This window comes from Azospirillum brasilense, from assembly GCF_022023855.1.
In the GTDB taxonomy this organism is placed as follows: domain Bacteria; phylum Pseudomonadota; class Alphaproteobacteria; order Azospirillales; family Azospirillaceae; genus Azospirillum; species Azospirillum brasilense_F.
Genome location: NZ_CP059450.1, coordinates 816,505 through 836,440, shown reverse-complemented (window position 1 = coordinate 836,440; position 19,936 = coordinate 816,505). Strand labels below are relative to the sequence as shown.

The 19,936-nt window shown below is 65.4% G+C and carries 12 protein-coding genes and 1 pseudogene; 6 read left to right on the top strand and 7 right to left on the bottom strand.

Annotation, left to right across the window (positions count from 1 at the left end):
* Positions 1 to 136 precede the first annotated feature (136 nt).
* Positions 137 to 895: an SDR family oxidoreductase gene (locus H1Q64_RS17175; protein ID WP_237906336.1), complete on the top strand. Its 759-nt coding sequence runs from the start codon at positions 137 to 139 to the stop codon at positions 893 to 895.
* Positions 896 to 959: 64 nt separating this feature from the next.
* On the opposite strand, the gene H1Q64_RS17170 is transcribed toward H1Q64_RS17175, so the two are convergent.
* The 3 genes from H1Q64_RS17170 to H1Q64_RS17160 all read right to left on the bottom strand — a co-directional run bounded on the left by H1Q64_RS17170 (position 960) and on the right by H1Q64_RS17160 (position 5,095).
* On the bottom strand, positions 960 to 2,168 hold the full coding sequence (locus H1Q64_RS17170; RefSeq protein WP_237906335.1) for an MFS transporter: 1,209 nt from the start codon (positions 2,166 to 2,168) through the stop codon (positions 960 to 962).
* A gap of 189 nt (positions 2,169 to 2,357) precedes the next feature.
* The gene (locus H1Q64_RS17165; protein WP_237906520.1) at positions 2,358 to 4,550 is read right to left on the bottom strand and encodes a xanthine dehydrogenase family protein molybdopterin-binding subunit; all 2,193 of its coding nucleotides are present in this window, start codon (positions 4,548 to 4,550) and stop codon (positions 2,358 to 2,360) included.
* 98 nt (positions 4,551 to 4,648) lie between these two features.
* Entirely contained in the window at positions 4,649 to 5,095 is a 447-nt protein-coding gene (locus tag H1Q64_RS17160) for a (2Fe-2S)-binding protein (RefSeq protein ID WP_237906334.1), read from the bottom strand.
* Positions 5,096 to 5,346: 251 nt separating this feature from the next.
* On the opposite strand from H1Q64_RS17160, the gene H1Q64_RS17155 reads away from it, so the two are divergent.
* Positions 5,347 to 6,588 carry a sensor histidine kinase gene (locus H1Q64_RS17155; RefSeq protein ID WP_237906333.1) on the top strand — a complete coding sequence of 414 codons (1,242 nt, stop codon included), beginning with the start codon at positions 5,347 to 5,349 and terminating at the stop codon, positions 6,586 to 6,588.
* Here H1Q64_RS17155 and H1Q64_RS17150 read toward each other — a convergent pair.
* The 3 genes from H1Q64_RS17150 to H1Q64_RS17140 all read right to left on the bottom strand — a co-directional run bounded on the left by H1Q64_RS17150 (position 6,570) and on the right by H1Q64_RS17140 (position 8,915).
* Positions 6,570 to 7,223: a response regulator transcription factor gene (locus H1Q64_RS17150; RefSeq protein WP_237906332.1), complete on the bottom strand. Its 654-nt coding sequence runs from the start codon at positions 7,221 to 7,223 to the stop codon at positions 6,570 to 6,572. The genes H1Q64_RS17155 and H1Q64_RS17150 overlap by 19 nt on opposite strands.
* A gap of 131 nt (positions 7,224 to 7,354) precedes the next feature.
* Positions 7,355 to 7,819: a response regulator transcription factor gene (locus H1Q64_RS17145; protein WP_237906331.1), complete on the bottom strand. Its 465-nt coding sequence runs from the start codon at positions 7,817 to 7,819 to the stop codon at positions 7,355 to 7,357.
* A gap of 64 nt (positions 7,820 to 7,883) precedes the next feature.
* On the bottom strand, positions 7,884 to 8,915 hold the full coding sequence (locus H1Q64_RS17140; protein ID WP_419468846.1) for an alpha/beta fold hydrolase: 1,032 nt from the start codon (positions 8,913 to 8,915) through the stop codon (positions 7,884 to 7,886).
* A 323-nt stretch (positions 8,916 to 9,238) separates the two neighbouring features.
* On the opposite strand from H1Q64_RS17140, the gene H1Q64_RS17135 reads away from it, so the two are divergent.
* Entirely contained in the window at positions 9,239 to 10,555 is a 1,317-nt protein-coding gene (locus H1Q64_RS17135) for an MFS transporter (protein ID WP_237906330.1), read from the top strand.
* Positions 10,556 to 10,890: 335 nt separating this feature from the next.
* Here H1Q64_RS17135 and H1Q64_RS17130 read toward each other — a convergent pair.
* A pseudogene (locus H1Q64_RS17130) lies at positions 10,891 to 11,344 on the bottom strand (transposase); the annotation flags it as partial.
* A 234-nt stretch (positions 11,345 to 11,578) separates the two neighbouring features.
* Between H1Q64_RS17130 and H1Q64_RS17125 the strand changes: the two are divergent.
* From H1Q64_RS17125 to H1Q64_RS17115, 3 genes are read left to right on the top strand one after another with little or no spacing between them, the layout of a single operon-like run.
* Positions 11,579 to 16,147 carry a caspase family protein gene (locus H1Q64_RS17125; protein ID WP_237906329.1) on the top strand — a complete coding sequence of 1,523 codons (4,569 nt, stop codon included), beginning with the start codon at positions 11,579 to 11,581 and terminating at the stop codon, positions 16,145 to 16,147.
* Positions 16,144 to 18,510 (top strand): AAA family ATPase, encoded by a 2,367-nt coding sequence (locus H1Q64_RS17120; protein ID WP_237906328.1) that lies wholly within the window; start codon positions 16,144 to 16,146, stop codon positions 18,508 to 18,510. The genes H1Q64_RS17125 and H1Q64_RS17120 overlap by 4 nt, the downstream gene beginning before the upstream one ends.
* The gene (locus H1Q64_RS17115; protein WP_237906327.1) at positions 18,479 to 19,819 is read left to right on the top strand and encodes an McrC family protein; all 1,341 of its coding nucleotides are present in this window, start codon (positions 18,479 to 18,481) and stop codon (positions 19,817 to 19,819) included. The genes H1Q64_RS17120 and H1Q64_RS17115 overlap by 32 nt, the downstream gene beginning before the upstream one ends.
* The last annotated feature ends 117 nt before the right edge of the window (positions 19,820 to 19,936 follow it).

Here is a 19,936-nt window from a genome sequence, read left to right as displayed (position 1 = left end):
CTCCGCCGACACTTCGGGTGCGGTAGGTTTTCACATCATCGGACACGGCGTTTCCTTGGGGAATACTTCATTTCCCCGATGCCCCCGCTTGCCCGATTGCAGACCCTCTATTCCAAACAAGGACGGACACCAGGCCATGCAGCTCACCGGCAACACCATCTTCATCACCGGCTCCACCTCCGGCATCGGCCGCGGGCTGGCCGAGGCGTTCCACAAGCTGGGCAATCAGGTCATCATCGCCGGCCGGCGCAAGGCCCTGCTGGAGCAGGTGACCGCCGCCAACCCGGGGATGAAGTCCGTCGAACTGGACATCGCCGATCCGGTCAGCATCCAGGCCGCGGCCGAGCGCCTCATCGCCGAGAACCCGACGCTGAACGTCCTGATCAACAACGCCGGCATCATGCCCTTCGACGACGCCTCCGGCCCGATCGACGATGCGCAGGCGCAGTCGATCATCACCACCAACCTGCTCGGTCCCATCCGCATGACCTCGGCCCTGATCGAGCATCTGAAGGCGCAGCCGCGGTCGGTGATCGTCAACAACACCTCGGTGCTCGCCTACACGCCGCTGGCCAACACGGCGGTCTACTCGGCCAGCAAGGCGGCGCTGCACAGCTACACGCTGTCCCAACGCTTCATGCTGCGCAACACCAGCGTCACCGTGCAGGAAATCGCGCCGCCCTGGGTCAACACCGACCTGATCAAGAAGGGCGACGATCCGCGCGCCATGCCGCTGGACGCCTTCATCGAACAGACCATGGCGGCACTGGCCACGGACGCGGAGGAGGCCATCGTCGAGAGTGCCCGCCCGATGCGCAACAACGCCGGTCCGAACGAACATGCTCTGGTGATGGGCTTCAACAGCTATATCGCCGAGAACCCGATCCCGGTCTAATCGGATACGAAACAGGAAAGGGCCGCCGAACCTCCGTTCGGCGGCCCTTTCCATTGCGTGTGCCTCATTCGGCCGGGAATTCTGCCACCCGCGGCGCCTTGGCCGGGGCGAACTCCAGCAGGCAGGCCAGCGCGACGCAGAGCGCGCCGACCCAGCCCAGTTCGCGCACGCTGCCGACGCTCAGCACCAGCGACCCCAGCGCGGCTCCCAGCGAGAAGCCGAAATAATGGAAGGAGGCATTGACCGACAGGATGATCGGCGCATGTTGCGGTCCGGTGATGCCGATCAGCCGGGCCTGCTGGCCGGGATAGAAGGCCCAGGCGGCGAAGCCCCACACCATGATTCCGGCGAAGGCGGGAAGCAGCGCCAGGGCCGGCGGCAGCAGCTCCGCCGTCAGCGACAGGCTCGCCAGTGCCAGCGAGACCGGCGGCAGGGTCAGCGCCACGATGCGGGCGCCGCCCAGCCGGTCGGCCAACCGGCCGCCGACGGCGAGGCCGACGAAGGCCGACAGGCCCCAGGCGAACAGGGCGATGCCGACCGCCGCCCCCTCCAACCCGGTTACTTGGTGAAGGTAGGAGGCGATGTAGGGATAGACGGAGAAGGGCCCCATCGCCCACAGGGTGGTGACGGCCAGCGGCCGGCGCACCGCCGGATTTCCGAGCGCCGTCAGCCGCTCGCGCAGCCCGGCCACAGGGGCGGAAGACCCGATGGCGCGCGGCAGCCCGAGCAGCAGCCCGGCCGCCGCCGCGACCGACAGAACGGCGACGCCGCCGAAGGTCATGCGCCAGCCCAGCGTGTGGCCGACGATGGCGCCCAACGGCACGCCGAACACGATGGCGAGGCTGAGCCCGCTGGTCACGATGGACAGGGCGCGGCCCCGCTCGGACGGCGGCACCAGCACGCCGGCAAGCGCGTTGGCATTGGGCACGAACAGCCCTGCGGCCATGGCGAGCAGGATGCGCGCCGCCATCAGCCCGCCATAGCTGCCGGCGACCGCCGCCACGATGTTGGCGGCGACGAAGGCCAGCATGGTGGCGATCAGCAGAAGGCGCCGGCTGACCGCCCCGGTCAGGGCGGTCAGCACCGGCGAACTGGCGGCATAGGTCAGCGCGAATACGGACACCAACTGTCCCGCCGCCTGTTCGCTGACCGACAGGTCGGCGGCGATGTCCGGCAGGATCGCCGCGATCATGAAGCTCTCAGTCCCGACGGCGAAGGACCCGAGCGCCAGCCAATAGAGCGGCGCCCTGGACTGAAGTGCGGTGGTGGCCATGGAAGGATTCCTGTGCGGGGCCATTCCGGACGGCACAAGAGGCAGGCAGGGACAAACGGCCTCGCGCCCTGCCAGAAACAGGCGGCCGGAAATGGCGGATGCCCGAAGTTTAGGATGGACGCCCGACGGCGTGAATGTCGTGGAAACCACGTTTCCGGACATTCACGCGCGGCGGGGCAGGGGGAGTCCTCAGACCCCGATCTTGTTCTTCGCCAGCGGCAGGCTGCGGATGCGCCGGCCGCTCAGTGCCGCCACCGCATTGACCACCGCCGGCGGGACGCCGGGCAGGCCCGGCTCGCCGACGCCGCCCATCGGGGCGCCGCTTTCAACGATCTCGACATGCACGGCGGGCATGGAGCGGCGCGACAGGATCGGATAGTCGTCGAAATTGTGCGACTGGCGGACGCCGTCCTTGTAGACGAGCTCCTCGAACAGCGTGGCCGACAGGCCGAGCGCCACGGCCGATTCCACCTGCGACTTCACGATGGCGGGGTTGACGATGCTGCCGGGATCGAAGGCGACCCAGACATTGTGGACCTGCGTCTCGCCGCCCTGGACCGACACCTCGGCGATGGTCGCCGTCTCCGACCCGAAGGGGGAGGCCATGGAGACGCCACGGGCGCGGCGGGTGCCGTCCACCTCGTAGGGGCCGCGCCTCCAGCCGCCGGACATCGCTGCGACGGTCTCCAGCAGCTTGGCATGGCGCGGCTTGTCCTTCAGCAGCTCCATCCGCAGGGCGAAGGGATCCTGGCCGCCGGCATCGGCGATCTCGTCCAGGAAGCCTTCATAGAAGAAGTCGTTCATCGAATGGCCGACGGAGCGCCAGAAGGCGATGGTCACGGGATGGGGGAACTTGACATATTCCATCCTCCGGTTGGGGATGGCGTAGGGCTTCTCCGTAATGCCCTCCACCGCCGAGCTGTCGATGGGATCCTTGAACACCGCGCCGAACCAGCGGCCGAGCGGCCCTTCGCCGACCGTGCGCGCCTGGATCGCGGTGGGGCGCCCGTCGGCGCCGATGGCGGCGCGGAAGCGGCTGAAGCTCAGCGGGCGCAGGGCGTCCATGCGGAACTCCTCCTCGCGCGACCACAGCACCTTCACCGGGCGGCTGGTCGCCTTCGCCAGTTGGATCACCTGCAGGAAGGGGTTGGCGCTGCCATAGAGGAAATGCCGGCCGAAGAAGCCGCCTAGGATCGGCGAATGCAGGATCACCTTCTCCGGCGCCAACCCGGCGGTCTGGGCCGCCACCGACTGAAACAGCTCCGGCATCTGGTTGGGTGCCCACAGCTCCAGCGTGCCGTCCGGGTTGAAGCGCGCCATGGAAGAGGGCGGCTCCAGCTGGCCGTGGACCAGATAGGGGGCGTCGTAGTCCGCCTCGATCACCTTGGCGGCCTTGGCGAAGGCGGCGGCGGCGTCACCCTCCGTCTCCGCCGGAAGCCCGGCTTCGGTGGAGGATTTCAGCGCGGCCAGCAGCCCGTCCGACGCATAGTCGGCGGCCACCGTGTTGAATCCCGTGGCAGCTGGGGCGGACCAGTTCACCGACAGCGCCTCCACCGCCTTGCGGGCGCGCCACCAGCTGTCGGCGGCCACCGCCACCGCACCCGGCAGCCTGTGGACGGAATGGACGCCGGGCATCACCGCCACCGCGGACTCGTTGGCGATGGACTGCACGGTGCCGCCCTGGTTCGGCGCATGCTGGACCGCGGCATAGAGCATGCCTTCCAGCTTCTGGTCGATGGCGTAGACGGCCTTTCCGGTCGATTTCGCCCGCACGTCCAGCCGCGCCACCGGCTGGCGGATATAGCGGAAGCTGGCCGGGTCGCGCAGGGCCACGTCCTCGCGCGGCGGCAGGGCGAGGGCGACAGGAGCCAGCTCGCCATAGGACTGCCGCCTGCCGCTCGCCGCATGGATGACGAAGCCGTCCTCCGTCGTCAGGCTCTGCGGCTTGACCTTCAGCTTTGCGGATGCCGCGCGGATCATCATGTCGCGGGCGGTGGCGCCCAGCCGGCGCATCAGCGGATAGCTCGACCGGGTGGAGAAGCTGCCGCCGGTCATCCGCAGCCCGTTGATGACGGCGTAATCCGGCCCCGGCGGGGCGCATTCCACGGTGAAGCGGCCTGGGTTGACGTCCAGCTCCTCGCCGACGATCTGGGCCAGCCCGGTGTTGATGCCCTGGCCGCCCTCCACGAAGGGGCTGAGCAGGGTGACGGCATTGTCCTTGCCGATGACCAGGAAGGCCGGAATGCGGGTGCCCGGCTTGACGGAGGCGGCGGTCTGCGCCCGCACCGGCATGGACGGCAGCAGGGCGCCAAGCACCAGCGCGCTGGCGCCGAAGCCGAGGAAGGCGCGGCGCGACAGGTTGGAAACGCCGTCCGGCTTCATCAGCGCGACGGCCGACTGCGCCTCGATCTGCAGTTCGAGCGGGTCCTTGTGCCTGTTCGGCGCTGCTGTGAGCAGTCGTTCCATGATGCGTGCTCCTCTCAGCCGGCGGCCTGGCGGATGGCGGCGGCGACGCGGTTGTAGGTTCCGCAGCGGCACAGGTTGGTCATCGCGTCGGCGATGTCGCCGTCGGTCGGGTTGGGCGTCTGCTTCAGCAGGGCGGTGGCGGCCATCACCTGTCCGGACTGGCAATAGCCGCATTGTGGCACCTGTCCGGCGACCCAGGCCTCCACAACCTTGCGGCCGACGGGGTCCTCCTCAATGGCGTCGATGGTGCGGATGTCGGCGTCGCCGACGCTGTCCACCGGCGTCTGGCAGGAGCGGACGGCCATGCCGTCGATCATCACGGTGCAGGCGCCACATTGCGCGATGCCGCAGCCATATTTGGTCCCGGTCAGTCCAAGCGTGTCGCGAAGGACCCAGAGCAGCGGCGTGTCGTCCTCGACCGCCACCTGATAGGCGCGGCCATTGACATGGATGGTGGTCATGGCGGTCTCCGTGAAGGAGTTCATGTGGGGAGTTCGGCTGCCGCCCATTCTTCCCCACCGCCCGCCTGTCTCGTATCCATCCCTAGGTATTAAGGATGCCGGACCGTTCCGACACTGAATGGCCGGAAACGGCACGAGGCCGCTAATCGAGACAAAGTTGCCGTCTTTTCAAGAATTTCCTATAGATGGTGAAGGACAACCGATCGCGATGTCCCGGTATGGTGTGCGGCGATGGGAAAGGGTTACGGGTGATGGACCTTCGGCATGCCGACCTGTTCGACATCTCGCCCATCTCGATCCTGTGCGAGGACTGGTCGGGGGTGAAGCGCGCGGTCGACGAGGTGATCGCCGGCGGGGTGACGGATTTCGACCGCTTCCTGGACGGCAATCCGCAATTCTTCTTCGACGTGCGGCGGTTCCACCGCATCCTCGACGCCAACCGCTCCGCGCTCGACCTGCTGGGATTCGAGGACAAGGAGACCTTCCTGCGGGAATCGCGGGTGAGGCTGCCGGCCAATCCCGCCAGCAACGTCCAGGTGTTCCGGGCGATGGTGCGCGGCGACGCCGTCTGCCAGGGGGAGCGCGTGCTGCACACCAGGGACGGCCGCACCGTGCCCATCCTGTGGCGGGCGAGCCTGCCGCCGGGCCCCGCCGGCCCCGATGCCTACGGCCGCCTCTATTTCTTCGCCGTCGACGTCACGGAACTGAAGCGGGTGCAGGGGGCGCTGATGGAGGCCCAGGCCAATCTCAGCCATGCCGGGCGCCTGTCGCTGGTGGGGGAACTGGCGGCGTCGCTGACGCATGAGGTGTCGCAGCCGCTGGCGTCAATCGCCGCCCATGCCGCCGCGGCAACACGCTGGCTGGCCCGCGAGATCCCGAATCTCGGCGAGGTGGCCACCAGCCTGAACCGCATCACCGCCAGCACGCAGCATGCGGTGCGGGTCGTCGCGAAAATGCGCTCCTTCGCGCGGCGGGGGGAACTGTCCACCACGCCGATGAAGCCGCATGACTGCATCGCCGACGCGGTCACGCTGGTGGAGCATGAAGCCTATCGGCAGAAGACCAGGATCGCCATCGACGTGCCCGCGCATCTGCCGCCCGTCGTCGGCGACCGCACGCAGATCCAGCAGGTCATCGTCAACATCGCCTACAACGCGATCCAGGCCATGCAGGCGGCGAAGTCGCCGGAGCGCCGCATCGCCATCGCCGCGGCGGCGGACGGGGCGGATGCGGTGACCTTCACCGTCACCGACAGCGGACCCGGCATTCCGGACGAGGTGCTGCCGCGGATCTTCGACCCCTTCTTCTCCACCAAGCAGGAGGGGATGGGGCTCGGCCTGTCGATCTGCAAGACGATCGTGGAGGAGCATGGCGGACGGCTGTGGGCGGCCAACGGCCGCGACGGCGCGCCGGGCGGCGCCAGCCTGTCCTTCTCGTTGCCGGTGGCTGGCTCATTGCCGGTGGCGGGACCGGCTCAGCCGGCGACGCTGTAGCGGGTCACCGTCCGTTCGCGCACGCCCAGGATCTCGGCCATGCGGACGAGGTCGGCCAGCGATTGCGCCTGCATCTTGCGCATCAGGTTGCCGCGGTGGATCTTCACCGTGACCTCGCTGAGATCCAGCTTCGCCGCCACCTGCTTGTTCATCAGTCCGGCGGTGACCAGGGCCATCACGTCGCGCTCGCGCGGGGTGAGCTTGGCGTAGTGTCCGCGCACCGTGTCGTCCTGCCCGCGTTCGGCACGGCGCCGGCCGTCCAGTTCCACCGCCTCGGCGACGGCCTGCAGCAGGTCCGGTTCGGTGAATGGCTTGGTCAGGAAATTCACGGCGCCGGCCTTCATGCCGCGCACCGTCATCGGGATGTCGCCCTGGCCGGTCATCAGCACCACCGGCACGGAAATGGAACGGTCCTGCAGCGCCTGCTGCACCTCCAGCCCGTCGGCGCCGTCCAGATAGACGTCCAGCATCAGGCAGGCGGCATCGGCGGCTTCGCCGCAGGCGAGGAACTCCTCCGCCGAGGCGAAGGTCATCACCCGGTAATCGGCGGAGCGCAGAAGGCTGTCCACCGCGCATCGCACGTCCGCGTCGTCGTCGATGATGCAGACCAGGGAAGGGTTGTCGCCATCTGCCATGGATTTCTCCCCCGAACCCGATTTCCCGCCGCTCCGGCCGGCCGGCCCATCGTAGCCGGGCCGTTCCCCCGTGGCAAAGCCGGCGAAGTGGTATCCTCCGGCGGTGGTGTCGCTGCGGCAAGGCTGGCCGGTCATTGGGCGCGGTCCCGTTCGGTCTTGAGCACGTTTTCGATGAGGACGAGCAGGCTTTCCGGGTCGAGCGGCTTGGTCAGAAAGGCGCTGACCCCCTGTGCGAGCGCGCGGCTGCGGGCCGCCGGCGTGGCGAAGGCGGTCATCACGATCACGGGATGGCTGCGGCCCTGCTGCAGCAGCACCATATGCAGGCTGGGCCCGTCCATGCCGGTCAGGTTCAGGTCGGTGATCAGGCAGTCCGCCTTGCCGCTGTAAGCGATGAATTCCTCCGCCGAGGAAAAGGTCCGGACCCGCATACCGACCGAACGCAGAAAGTTGTCCAGGCTCTCCCGGATGCTTTCATCGTCGTCGACGACGCAGATGGTGGGAACACTCAGCACAACATGCACTCCAGCCGCGGCCCGGCCCGTCAACCCTGTCCGTTGCGGCCGATCCATTTCAACAGGTGGAGCAGGTTGCGCCATTCATACCTGCGTATAGGTTGACCCCCGCAGCGCCAGGCGCGGCCCTGCGGGGGCGAAGCATCCTTCAGGTCTTGAAGAAGGCCAGCAGGTCGGCGTTGATGGTTTCCGCATGCGTGGTGGCCATGCCGTGCGGGAAGCCCTTGTAGACCTTGAGCGTGCCCTTGGGCAGCAGCTTGGACGACAGCAGGGCGGAATCGGCGATCGGGACGATCTGGTCGTCGTCGCCGTGCATCACCAGGACCGGGATGTCGATCTTCTTCAGGTCCTGGGTGAAGTCGGTCTCGGAGAAAGCCTTGATGCAGTCGTAATGGGCCTTGGTGCCGCCCATCATCCCCTGCCGCCACCAGTTGTCGATGATGCCCTGCGAGACCTGGGCGCCGTCGCGGTTGAAGCCGTAGAAGGGACCGGACGGGATGTCGCGGAAGAACTGGGCGCGGTTGGCGGCCAGAGCCGCGCGGAAGCCGTCGAACACCTCCAGCGGCAGGCCGCCGGGATTGGCCTCGGTCTTGACCATGATCGGCGGAACGGCGCCCAGCAGAGCCGCCTTCCCCGCCCGCGAGGTGCCATGGCGGCCCAGGTAGCGCGCAACCTCGCCGCCGCCGGTGGAATGGCCGACATGGAAAACGTTCTTCAACCCCAGACCGGCGACGACCGCCAGCACGTCGGCGGCATAGGTGTCCATCTCGTTGCCGGTCGCCGTCTGGGTGGAGCGGCCATGCCCGCGGCGGTCATGGGCGACGACGCGGTAGCCCTGGTTCAGGAAGAACAGCATCTGCGCGTCCCAGTCGTCGGCGGTCAGCGGCCAGCCATGGTGGAACATGACCGTCTGGGCGTCGCGCGGTCCCCAATCCTTGTAATAGATCGATACGCCGTCCTTGGCGGTGACGAACCCGTCTTCGGTCTTGCCGTTGGTCATCGTCCGTTTCCCTTCCCTTTGCTGGACAGAGCCGTTTCCGGCGGGCTGGCGTTCGGCCGCGGCGGCGGTGGTCGCGATGGTGGCTCCTGCGGCGGCCCCGGCGATCGCGGTGCCGACGGTTCCGACGATGAAGCTGCGGCGCGTGGCATCCTGCGCCGACGTCGTGTCTTCGGATCGCATGGTTCAAGTCCTCGTACGTGTGCGTCAACGGTTCGGCTGATCGGCGCCGCGGTTCGCCGGTGCTCCAATGGCTACCGGATTTGGGCGCTTTTCAAAGCTATCCCTAGGTATTAGTAATATTGCCGGGGAAATAATCGGGACGCTCAAGGGGTTGATTTGGATTGTTTTGTGTCTTGATTTGCAGATCTGCTGCAAAAAGGGACGCAAGCCTCTCCGTTCGGTATCCCGGATGTGCCATTCCCTTTGGTTTTGCGAAGACTAATTGACCGAATTCTTATAAATGCCTTCGTGCGCTCCGGATGGCCGAAAGAGGGGGAAGGGCTATGGCATCGTCGAAATCCGCCGGCGGCGGTCCGTCCGCGCCGTCGCGTCCCGCCGCCATCCTGGCGCTGTCGATCGGCAATGCGGTGGAGCTTTACGACTTCACCATCTACAGCTTCTTCGCCCTGGCCATCGGCAAACTGTTCTTCCCGGTCCAGTCGGAGTTCGGCCCGCTGCTGCTGGCGCTGCTGACCTTCGGCATCGGCTTCGTCGTCCGGCCGCTGGGCGGGATCGTCATCGGCGCCTATGCGGACCGGGTCGGCCGCAGGCCGGCGCTGGTGCTGACCATCGCCCTGATGGCGCTGGGCACCCTGCTGATCGGGCTTTGCCCGACCTATGCGCAGATCGGCGCGGCCGCGCCGGCCATCATCGTCGTCGGCCGCATCCTTCAGGGCTTTTCAGCCGGCGGCGAGATCGGCGTGTCGACGACCATGCTGATGGAGTTGGGCCACCCCGCCGGCCGCGGACTGCGGGTCAGCTGGCAGATGGCCAGCCAGGGGGCGGCCGCCCTGCTGGGCGCGCTCAGCGGCTATCTGCTGTCGGCCCACCTGCCGGCCGACGCGCTGAAAGCGTGGGGATGGCGCCTTCCCTTCCTGGCCGGGCTGCTGATCGTACCGGTCGGCCTCTATCTGCGCCGCCTGCTTCCGGAAACCGCTCAGCCCGATCCCGGCCACGCCGTCCTGGCAGAGTTGCTGGCCCGTCACCGGGCAAAGCTGCTGATCGGCGTTCTGATGATCATGGGCGGCACCGCCTCCACTTACGTCAACATCTTCTACATGCCGACCTATCTGATCCGGATGGTCGGGTTGCCGCCCGAGACCGCTTTCCTGACGGGCTGCGTCGCCGGGGCGACGATGCTGGCGGTGGCTCCGCTGGCCGGGCTTCTGTCGGATCGCCTGGACCGGCGCCGTCCCTTCGTCGTCTGGACCGCGCTGGCGAGTGCGGTGCTGACCTATCCCGCCTTCTGGGTGCTGTCCCACGTCGCCAGCGTTCCGGCGGCGCTGGCGGTGGTCGGGATGCTGATCGCCATCAATGCGGTCGGGGCGGGGGCCTGCCTGCTTCTGCTGTTGGAGAGCTTTCCGTCCCGTGTGCGCGCCTCAGGCCTGTCGATCGTCTACAGTGTCGGCGTATCGATCTTCGGCGGTTTCGCCCAGTTCATCGTCACCTGGCTGATCAGCGTCACCGGCAATCCGATCTCCCCGGCCTGGTACGTCACGGCCTGCGCCCTCGCGACCGTCTGCGGCGCCTCGAGAATGCGCGAAGCGCAGCGGTCGCGGCAATCCAGCGTATCAGATAAGCCCGAACTCTCCGCCGGGTGAGTCTCAATCGTAAGCGCTGTGATGCGCTTGCGTTCGGCTCCTCAGCGCAGAGACCGTGTTCGGTAAAGGCCAAATCCTGCCCCCGCAACCAAATTTCCGGAAAGAAAGCTCGTCAAGTTAATCGCTTGGCGGGTTTTTTTCGCGTTCGCGGTAGATTTAATCGCGATTGAACACCTCGATAAAGCAGCGTTGTGTGGGGGCTGAGCTCTGGATTCTGGCTGAAAAGGCGGATTTTCGCCGAAGGCCGGGATCGGCAGCCCCTCCACGAGGCGCGCCTCGGACCCGTCGAGCGTCGGCCCCGGCTTCGCCTCGACCTGCCATCGTTTCACCGCTCAGCGCGCCTGCGTGTCCTTCTGGCGCGCCTTGGCCGGGGGCCAGGGAGGATATTCGCCGTCACGGATCTGGCGCTTCTCCTCCTGGGTCAGCCGCTGCCGGGGCGCTTCCACGATGGAGGCGTCGATGATCTGGCCGATCAGCGCGAAGTAGCCACGATCCTTCAAGTTCGCGTCGAAGCGGGCGAACAGCCCCTCCATCGCTCCCGCCACAACCAGCGCCTCGCGGAACAGCCAGATGGTCGCGCGGTCCGGAACCCGGTCGCCCAGCCCCCGCCCGAGGAACCGCATGAACGACAGCCGGTCGTGGACCTGATGTTCGGCCTGCTCGTCCGACAGACCGTACAGAGCCTGCAGCACCGATCTTTAACATCATCACCGCGTCCAGCGGCGGCCAGAAAACCTTGAAGTCCACCACCGACAACAGCCGCTCAAGCGTATCGCCGCTCGTGCTCAATTCCGCGTAGCGACGCTTGCTTTTCGGCGTAAATGAGCAAAGTCCAGCTGAGACACCACTCCCTGAAGTACGATCTATCGTGGGCCACCCACGACCCCTCGGCGGGAGTCTTACGGTGCGGTGTCGCTCGGAAAGGGCTGAGTATCAATCGAGGATTTATCATACCAGGGATTATTGCTATTAGATTTGGGCTGCATCCGTTTCATTCATCACGTGCATCCGTCAGAGATAATCATGAGCCACCGCCGCGCCCTGCTGCTCGCGATTGCCGATTACGAGTGGGTCCCCAAGCTAGAATATGTCCGCAGTGATGTTCCGCGAATGCGCCAGGCACTGGAACGGATGGGAGTTCCGCTAAACAATGTGTCGGCTTATGGCGCAGGATGCGAGGATCCGGGTGCGGATCTCAGCACGGCTCGTATGCAAACGCGCATTCGCGATTTCCTGAAAGGCGCCGAGGAAGGTGACGATCTGATTGTTTACTTCTCAGGTCATGGTATCGAGCTGAGTGGGCACCGCCTGATCATTCCACAGGATTACAACACCGAGTATCCATCGCCTGTGTCGGCCATGATCAGTGACACGGACCTGTTTTCTTGGGCGCGGCAATCCAAGGCAGCGTCGGTCCTTTATCTGATCGACGCGTGCCGGGCGGGAATGCGGCTGACGCTGGAGCACGACACCAAGGGACTGCCGCCGCATGTTTCCGAGGCCGACGTCAGCCCGTTGGATGACGCCCCCACCATCGTCATCATCTTCAGCTGTGGCGCAGGCGAGGAAAGCGGTCCTGAAAGGGACGCGGGGGCGTGCAGCGCTTTTACCCGCGCTTTTGCCGAGGCACTGGAGGCGGAGGACGACCGCCATCACCTCTCCGACGTCATCGCCTTGGCGCAGGAACGCCTCAACGGCTTTGCAAACCCTCCGCAGCGCATCACCCTGGGTGACCTGTCGTCGGTGGGGCGGCGCAAGGAACCGTGGCGTTTATCGGTCAAGGAAAGCCGGGCTGGCCAGTTCCGCGACCGGTTGGGGAATTCGCCATGGGTGCGGCGCCTGAAGTCGATGGCGCTGTGGGAGCCGTTCCAGCGGGAGGCTCCAGCGCTGGCCATGCAGGTGGAGGCCATCGCCCTGCGCGCGGAAAGCCGTGTAAGAGAGACACGACGCGCCTTTCCCCAACAGCGCTGGCGCGCCGACGATGCGCCCTTCCGCACGTTGGAGCGAACCGCGCAGTGTTTGCTCCCGAAAGCCGATGCCACCCTGGCGGAAACCGCGGTTCTGCTGGCCGTGCCATTCGTCTACGAAGCCGTTCTTGCCGCGGCGGAGTTACGGCTGGCGGCAGAAGGGGCGCCGCTCACCCCGCTTCCCACCGAGGACTGCCCCAGCGGAGCGAGCCCGTTCCACAGGGCTTGGCGCAATGCTGCGCTGAACGACGAAGCGGGATTCCGCCGGGTCGACCGCCATCGGGAACGTAACCGGACCGAGGTGGCCGATGATATGGCTGCGTGGCGCTTCACTGCCTTTTGCCATCGTGCCGGGGAATTGTGGGACCCCAGCCCGTCGATCGGTTGGGCCGCCGCTGTCGTCGCCGACACGGTCAGCCCGACGCCGCTGAAGGAGGGGTGGGGAGATGACCGGGTTGCGCGCGTTCTGAGCGCTGAGCGCCTTTTGCGCTTTGCGCGGCTGATGTTCGCCGAGTTCGACGATGTGGTGCTGGACGCGTCCGGACGCTCCGGCGCGCGGCTCGATCACGACGTGCGAGTCGGCGATGGTGCGAAGGGGCTGACGCTGGACGAGGTGAAGGTCGTCCATTTGCTGAACATCGGGGCTCGTCTGGCGCTCGATGCCCGGCGTCTGTCGGCCGTTCTGGTCGAGCACTTGGGCTGTGACGACCGCCTGACCCTGTCCAAGATACAGGAACGCCTGGAGCACACCGAATGGCACGAGCGGGGCGAGCGGCTGACGCTCGGTCTCCTTTGTCCGCACGAGGCGCTCGACGCCGCGTTGCGTGATGCTGTGGAGGAGTTGGACGCCTATCTGCGCCGCTTGGGCGCGGCTGATGAGCTCCACTGCCGGATTGCGCCGGCGCTTCCCGCCGCCTTCGACGCCAGGGACTTGAAGCCGGAAAGCAGCGGGAATGCCCCCCTCTATGATCCCGAGCATCTGAGCTTCACGCTCGACCATGGGCAGGTCATGGAATTGCTCATGGGCAAGGAATTGTGCGGCGATTCGGACCTTGCCTTGCGCGAATTGTACCAGAACGCACTGGATGCCTGCCGGTATCGCCGTGCGCACGAGGACTGGCTCCGCAAGACGGGGAAGGTGGCGTCCCTTGCGCGGGCGTACGAAGGGGGCATCGTCTTCCGGTTCGCCACGGACGAAAGCGGACGGCGATACGTCGAATGCGAGGACAACGGCATCGGCATGGCCGACCGCCACCTGCGCCGGCTGTTCGCCCGCGCCGGCCAGCGCTTCACCGACAGCCACGAATACCATCTGGACAAGGCGCGTTGGGAAGAGGCCGGCATTTCCTTCTATCCCAACAGCCGCTTCGGCATCGGCGTGCTCAGCTATTTCATGCTGGCCGAAGAGGTGGAGGTGGAGTCCCAGCGTCTTCCGCGGCCCAGCGAACGGTCCGACGAGCCGATGCATGCCCGCGTGCTGGGCAGTGGCAGTCTGTTCCGCTTGGACCGGGGAGTCCGAAAGATCTTCGATGGCAGCGGAACCTGTGTGCGACTGTACCTAACAGACCAGGAGCGGCCACTCGAAGACTATTGCGGCACGGTGCTTGACTGGCTCTGGCTTCCTGAATTCCGGGTCCGGATTGAGGTGGAGGGCGCCCTGGTTGACGACCTGACAGGCGGCCAGCCAACCCCTCGGTTTCAGGAGGACATGGGCCCCGTGCTGCCAATGCCCGGCAGTGAGGATTCGAGAGGCGTTCCGAGGGCATTCTGGTGCTTGAAGTTTGGCGAACGCATTCACTCGCGCCGGCCACTTCGATCGGCCCTTCTGGTGGATGGAATTCGCACTGAATGTCCAGAACCGATGGATTTCGATACGCACCCGAGGCGAGAGCAGCTGCCGAAGGGTACGGCTGCCAACCTCACGGAGAACCTGCGCCCGCGTCTGTCTGTGGACCGTCGCCAAGTCTTGTCCGATGAAACCGCCGCTCAGTTTGTTTGGGACTGCATCGACCGTGGTGGCTGGCGTGGACTTGAACGGTGGGACGCACCACAATTGAACAAGATATTTGCGCTGTTTGAGTCCTGTCCTCTTGCGCTCGCTCAAATCAGCGAGGCGCTGGTCGAGCAGACTTTCCAGTGGCCCGCCATTTCTGCGGGGAAAAATCATATATCGATGGAGTTTCCCTCGACGGCAGGCGTCTGTGACTTTGATCAAATTTTGCTGGGCACAATTGCCGAACGCGGAGGATTTCTGGCAAGGCATGGTGTCTCCCCAGCGGAAAGCCGGTTGCTGGTAATCCGATTGGCGGAATTGTTCGATGCAGGACTGGAGGGGGCGCCGATCCCGCTTTCGCTTGCGGCGTTTATGGGGAAGTTAGGACTGCCTCGTTGCCCGCCGCTTTCCGTGAGCATCTTTTGGCGAAATCTCTACTCATCAGCGAATGAATGGTCTTTTAGGCATCAACTTTTAGTCACAGATCTTCTTCTTGCATCTAACAGAAGCGGTTTGCCAATAGAAAAACTTGAGGAGATTTCCTGTGCTCTATCAAAAATTGGCATTTCAACGCCTGAATTTGGTCCGCTTCGGGACAAAGGCGTGGTGTGCCTTTCCAAGAAGCAGCGATTTCTCCTATTTCAAGGCGGGTGGCATATTTGGGAAAAAGGAGACGAGAAAAGGCCGATAAAATTTCTGAGCGTTTCCAGAATTGTTGGGATTAAACTTAAGGAAGTTGTTGAAGCCCTTCGACCTCTTTCTGGGTTTGGACTGTCCGTTCCGGATGCGGAATCTTTAGAAGAATTGAATAGACTTTTGCAAGATGATCTTGCAATAAATTTTCTACATGGATTTTTAAGGTATCCAGGAAATTTGACAAGAGAAGAGCTCATTGAGATTGCGTTTAAGCAAGAACTGCCATTTGGTCAGGTCGCTGATTTCGTGCGCCCGCTGGTGGCTCTCGGGCTGCGAACCCCGGATCTGTCTGGCTGGGTGGATGCTGTCGTGCTGACCGACGAGCAGCGGCTTTTGTTGACCGTCTATTTGGACGGCAAAGCGCCATATTTTGATGAACTGTCTCCTATCCACCTGCTCCATGCAGCATGGACTTGGCGCCGACCTCTTGCGGAGATCATTGATATAGCGCGCCCGCTTGGCGTGCTGGGCTTCAGTATTCCCAACTTTGGCGAAACGCCGAATCAGCCATCGTTCGACCCGCAGGCGCTCCGTCTGCTGTCGCGGGAAGGTAATGGAGAGTATCCATGGAATGACACGCTGTCGCTTCCCCTCCTCGCGCGCGTCGCACAAGACAACCACACCACGCTGGCCGGTGCCTTGGACCACCTCGCTCCAATACTGGCCTTCCTTCCCGAAATCCAGGCGACGCTCTCGCGGGTGTCCATCACCAAGCAAACGGAAGTCCTCCTGCTGCGCGTCTACTCGGAGGACGAGGTCGATGGCCCCCATTCGCTGAGTTGCTGGGACCTCGCCGGGGCGGCGGAGGAGTTGGGAGTGCCGGTGTCCAGCTTGATGGCGGAGTTGGACACGTTGGAAAGCCTCGGCATCGGCAACATCGAGGAGTGCCGGGCGTTCGCGGCTTTCTGCGCCGAGCGTGAAGGAGTGGCGGCATGACGAACCGTCAGCCCGATCTTCTTTCCATTGTCCTGGACGATCTTGGGGAACGGCGCGACCGGCTCGCCGCCGATGGTGCTTTGCTGAGCCCGGCGGACATCGACCGGCACACCATGGCGTTCCGCGACCGCTTCGGTCCCGAGCGTCTTGCCCGCCTCGACGGCGAGGACCTTCTGGACGTCATGCATGGGCGTGGACGTGGAAACGAAAGCCTCGTCTACTGGTTGGAATTCAAGAACGACGAGGAGTTTCCGTCCGACTACGGTTCCATCGCTGGCGGCAACGCCTTCAAGTTCGAGGTCTATCGGCGCAACCGCGATGGCGCCTGGATGACGGGATCGGCGGCCAAGCCGCGGGAGATTTCCGTCGCCGAAGCGGTGCAGATCGCCCGGCGGCAACGCAAGCAACTGCTGAACGGTGTGGAAGCGTTGCACGGCTGGGCGCCGTATCATACCTTGTACGATGACATGTGCCGCGATCTTCAGCGGGACATGGAACAGGCGGCGGGACCGCTCGCGGACGCCATTTGGGCGCACAAGTACTGGGCACTGCTCTTTCCCGGAACGCTCCCGAGCATTCACAGCGCGCCGGTGCAGCGATTTCACCTCGTCAAGCTGCTGGACCTTCCGCCCCAGCCGCTTGCCGGGGCGGCGTCGCGCACCCAGCGGTTCATCAGCGCCGGGCGATTCAAGGTCTTTGCCGGATTGCTGGATGTCCCGCTTCCGGCGCTGGGTCGGGTGCTGAGAAACCGGCATGGCGACCGGCACCGGTACTGGCGCGTGGGCACCCGGGACGAAGACGGACATGACGCCTTCCCCGACATGCTTGCCGACGGGCACGTTTCCGTCGGCTATCCGCAGGTGCCGGACGCTGGCCAGTTCCTCGCGACGTCGGAGGTTGGGCAGGTGGTGCGCGCCCACCTTCACAGGGCCTCGCCCGGCCAAGCGGTCTTGGCGGTGAACAGCGCGGCCAGTCAGTTCGTCGCCTTTGCCCGCGACATGGCAGAGGGCGACATCGTGGTGGCCGGAGACGGCCAGACCGTCCGGGCCATCGGCCGCGTCACGGGCGGCTATCGGCATGACCCGCGCATTCCATGGACGCACCTGCGTCCGGTTCAGTGGCTCGACACCGCACCCTGGGAGATGCCGGAGCGGGAGGCCCGCCGGACCCGTTGCCGCGAACTGGTGCATCCGGCCCATTTGGTGGAGATCGAGCGCCGCTTGCTTCTTGGGGCGCCGCAGCCCCCGATGCCGCCGCGTCCGCCCCGCCCCCCTGCGGACGGTGGGCCGGACCCGGTTCCGCCGCGCCCGGCACCGCCGCCGCTCGACGGCATCCTGGCGCGCATCCCCGGGGTTCTGGAGCGCAAGGGACAGATCATCCTCTATGGACCGCCCGGCACGGGGAAGACGCACTGGGCCCTCACCGCTGCCCGTGAACTGGCGGCGCGCAAGGCATTCGGGTGCGCGTGGAAGGACGCCACCCCGGCGGAACGGGAGGCGATCGGCGGACGGCCCGGCAAACCCGGGCTGGTGCGCCTGTGCACCTTCCACCCAAGTTACGGCTACGAGGACTTCATCGAAGGGCTGCGGCCGGCGCGGGGCAACGCGGGCGCCCTGGTCTTCGACCCGACACCCGGCCTGTTCAAGGCGCTGTGCGACGAGGCCGCCGACAACCCCTGTCGCGACTTCTTCCTCCTCATCGATGAGATCAATCGCGGCGACGTGCCGCGCATCTTCGGCGAGACGTTGACGCTCCTGGAACTCGACAAACGCGGGCTGCCGGTCCTGTTACCGTTGCGCGGCGACAGCTTTGTGGTTCCGCCCAACGTGCGCATCATCGGCACCATGAACACCGCCGACCGCTCGATCGCCCTGCTCGATGCGGCTTTGCGCCGGCGCTTCGGCTTTCTGGAACTGATGCCCGATCCTCAGGCGCTTGGCGCCGCGGCGGTTCGTGGCGTGTCGCTCGCGGCGTGGCTCGGCGCGCTCAACGCGCGGCTGCGCGACGCGCTGGGACGGGATGCGCGCAACCTGCAAATCGGCCATGCCTACTTGATGGAACGCGGGGTGCCCGTCACCGACTTCGCCCCCTTTGCGCGGATCCTGCGCGAAGACATCATTCCGTTGCTGGAGGAGCACTGCTACGGGGATTGGAACGCACTGGCCGCTATCCTGGGCACCGACTTCGTCGATGTTCGTGAACAGCGGATCCGGGACCAGCGCTTCAGCCCGGACGGGGAGGCGGATCTGGTCGATGCGGTCCGACGGATGTTTCCGGAGACCGCGACGACGCCGGAGGCGATGCGCACTCAGGACGATGACGAGGCTGACGATGCCGATGACCTGGATGATGCGGGCGGCTGACCAGGGCGGTATCCCCGTGGCGTTGGCGGAGTGGGAGCGTGCCGGGCCGGCATCGCATCCAGCACTCCGCGGGCTGTCCTTCGACGGCGAGCCGCAAGCCCGAATCCTCGCCGAAGAACTCACCAGGAGCGGTCGGCTGAAGATCGTGGAGAGGCGTGACGGGATCACGGTCGATTCCACGTCTCTGGTCGGCCGGCTGCGCCTTGGTCCGATGGCGCTGGCGATCAGTCCGAAGCTGGAGGCGCGACGGCTGTCCGCCCTACTGCGCTGGACCTACGGATTGAGCGACGTGCGCCGGGTCGGGGATGCGGAGCATTCGACGGAGGCGTTCGGGTTTGCCGACCTGCTCGCGCAGCAACTGGCCCAGGAAGCCGAGGTTTTGCTGCGGCGAGGCTTGATCCGGCGCTATGTGGAGAGGCGCGAGGAACTCGCCGTTCCACGGGGGCGGCTCGATGTCCCGCGATTGGCCGCCCGAGGGGGGCTGGTAACGGCAGCGCTCCCGTGCCGCTATTTCGTGCGCGACGCCAACTGGCCGCTCAACCGCCTGCTGCGCACCGGATTGGAGCGAGCCGCCACCCTCGCCGCCGACCACGCTCTTCAACGGCGACTTCGTGCCTTGGCCGCCGAAATGGCCGCTCCTATGACCGACGATGTTGCGCCGATGCGCCTGGATGCCGATGCGCCACGCCGCGCGATCGAGCGGCTTGATCGGCAGACGGCCGTTTATCGGCCGGCTCTGACCTTGATCGATCTGCTTCTCTCCGGGCAGGGAATCACATTGGACACGCCCGAAGGCTCGTTGCCGCTGCCGGGATTTCTGTTCGACATGAACCGCTTTTTCGAACGGCTCCTGTCGCGGCTTTTGCGCAAACGCCTGGATGGCATGGAGTTGGCCGACCAGCACCGGCTGTCGGGGATGTTCGCATACGATGCTGGCTCTCGCCGCCGCCGCGCACCCACGCCCCGCCCCGACTTCGCCGTGCTGAAAAAGGGGCGCGTCCGCCTGTTCGCCGACGCCAAATACCGTGACCTCTGGGCGAAGGGCTTGCCGGACGATTGGCTCTACCAGCTCTCACTGTACGCAATGGGAACCGAATGCCGCACGGCGGTGATCCTCTATCCCACGGTATCGGCCGAGGCACGGGAAGAACGCGTGGTTCTGCGCGACCCGCTGCGCGGCGGCCAGCTTGGAGCCGTCGTTTTGCGCCCCCTGTTGATTGAAGAGCTTGCCGATCGTCTTGCTGGCGCAGAAACCAGGGATACAGAAAACTGGCTCAGTGCTTTGGCGAATAGGTTGCTGTCCGTATAAGGATGAATCGGAGCTGTAAACTCCATATGCATGTAATTTTCTTGAGCCATACTTATGAATGCTGTGCGTTCATAAGTATGCGTGAGACGTTTTCTGTTGTCGAATCGCTGATTGCAT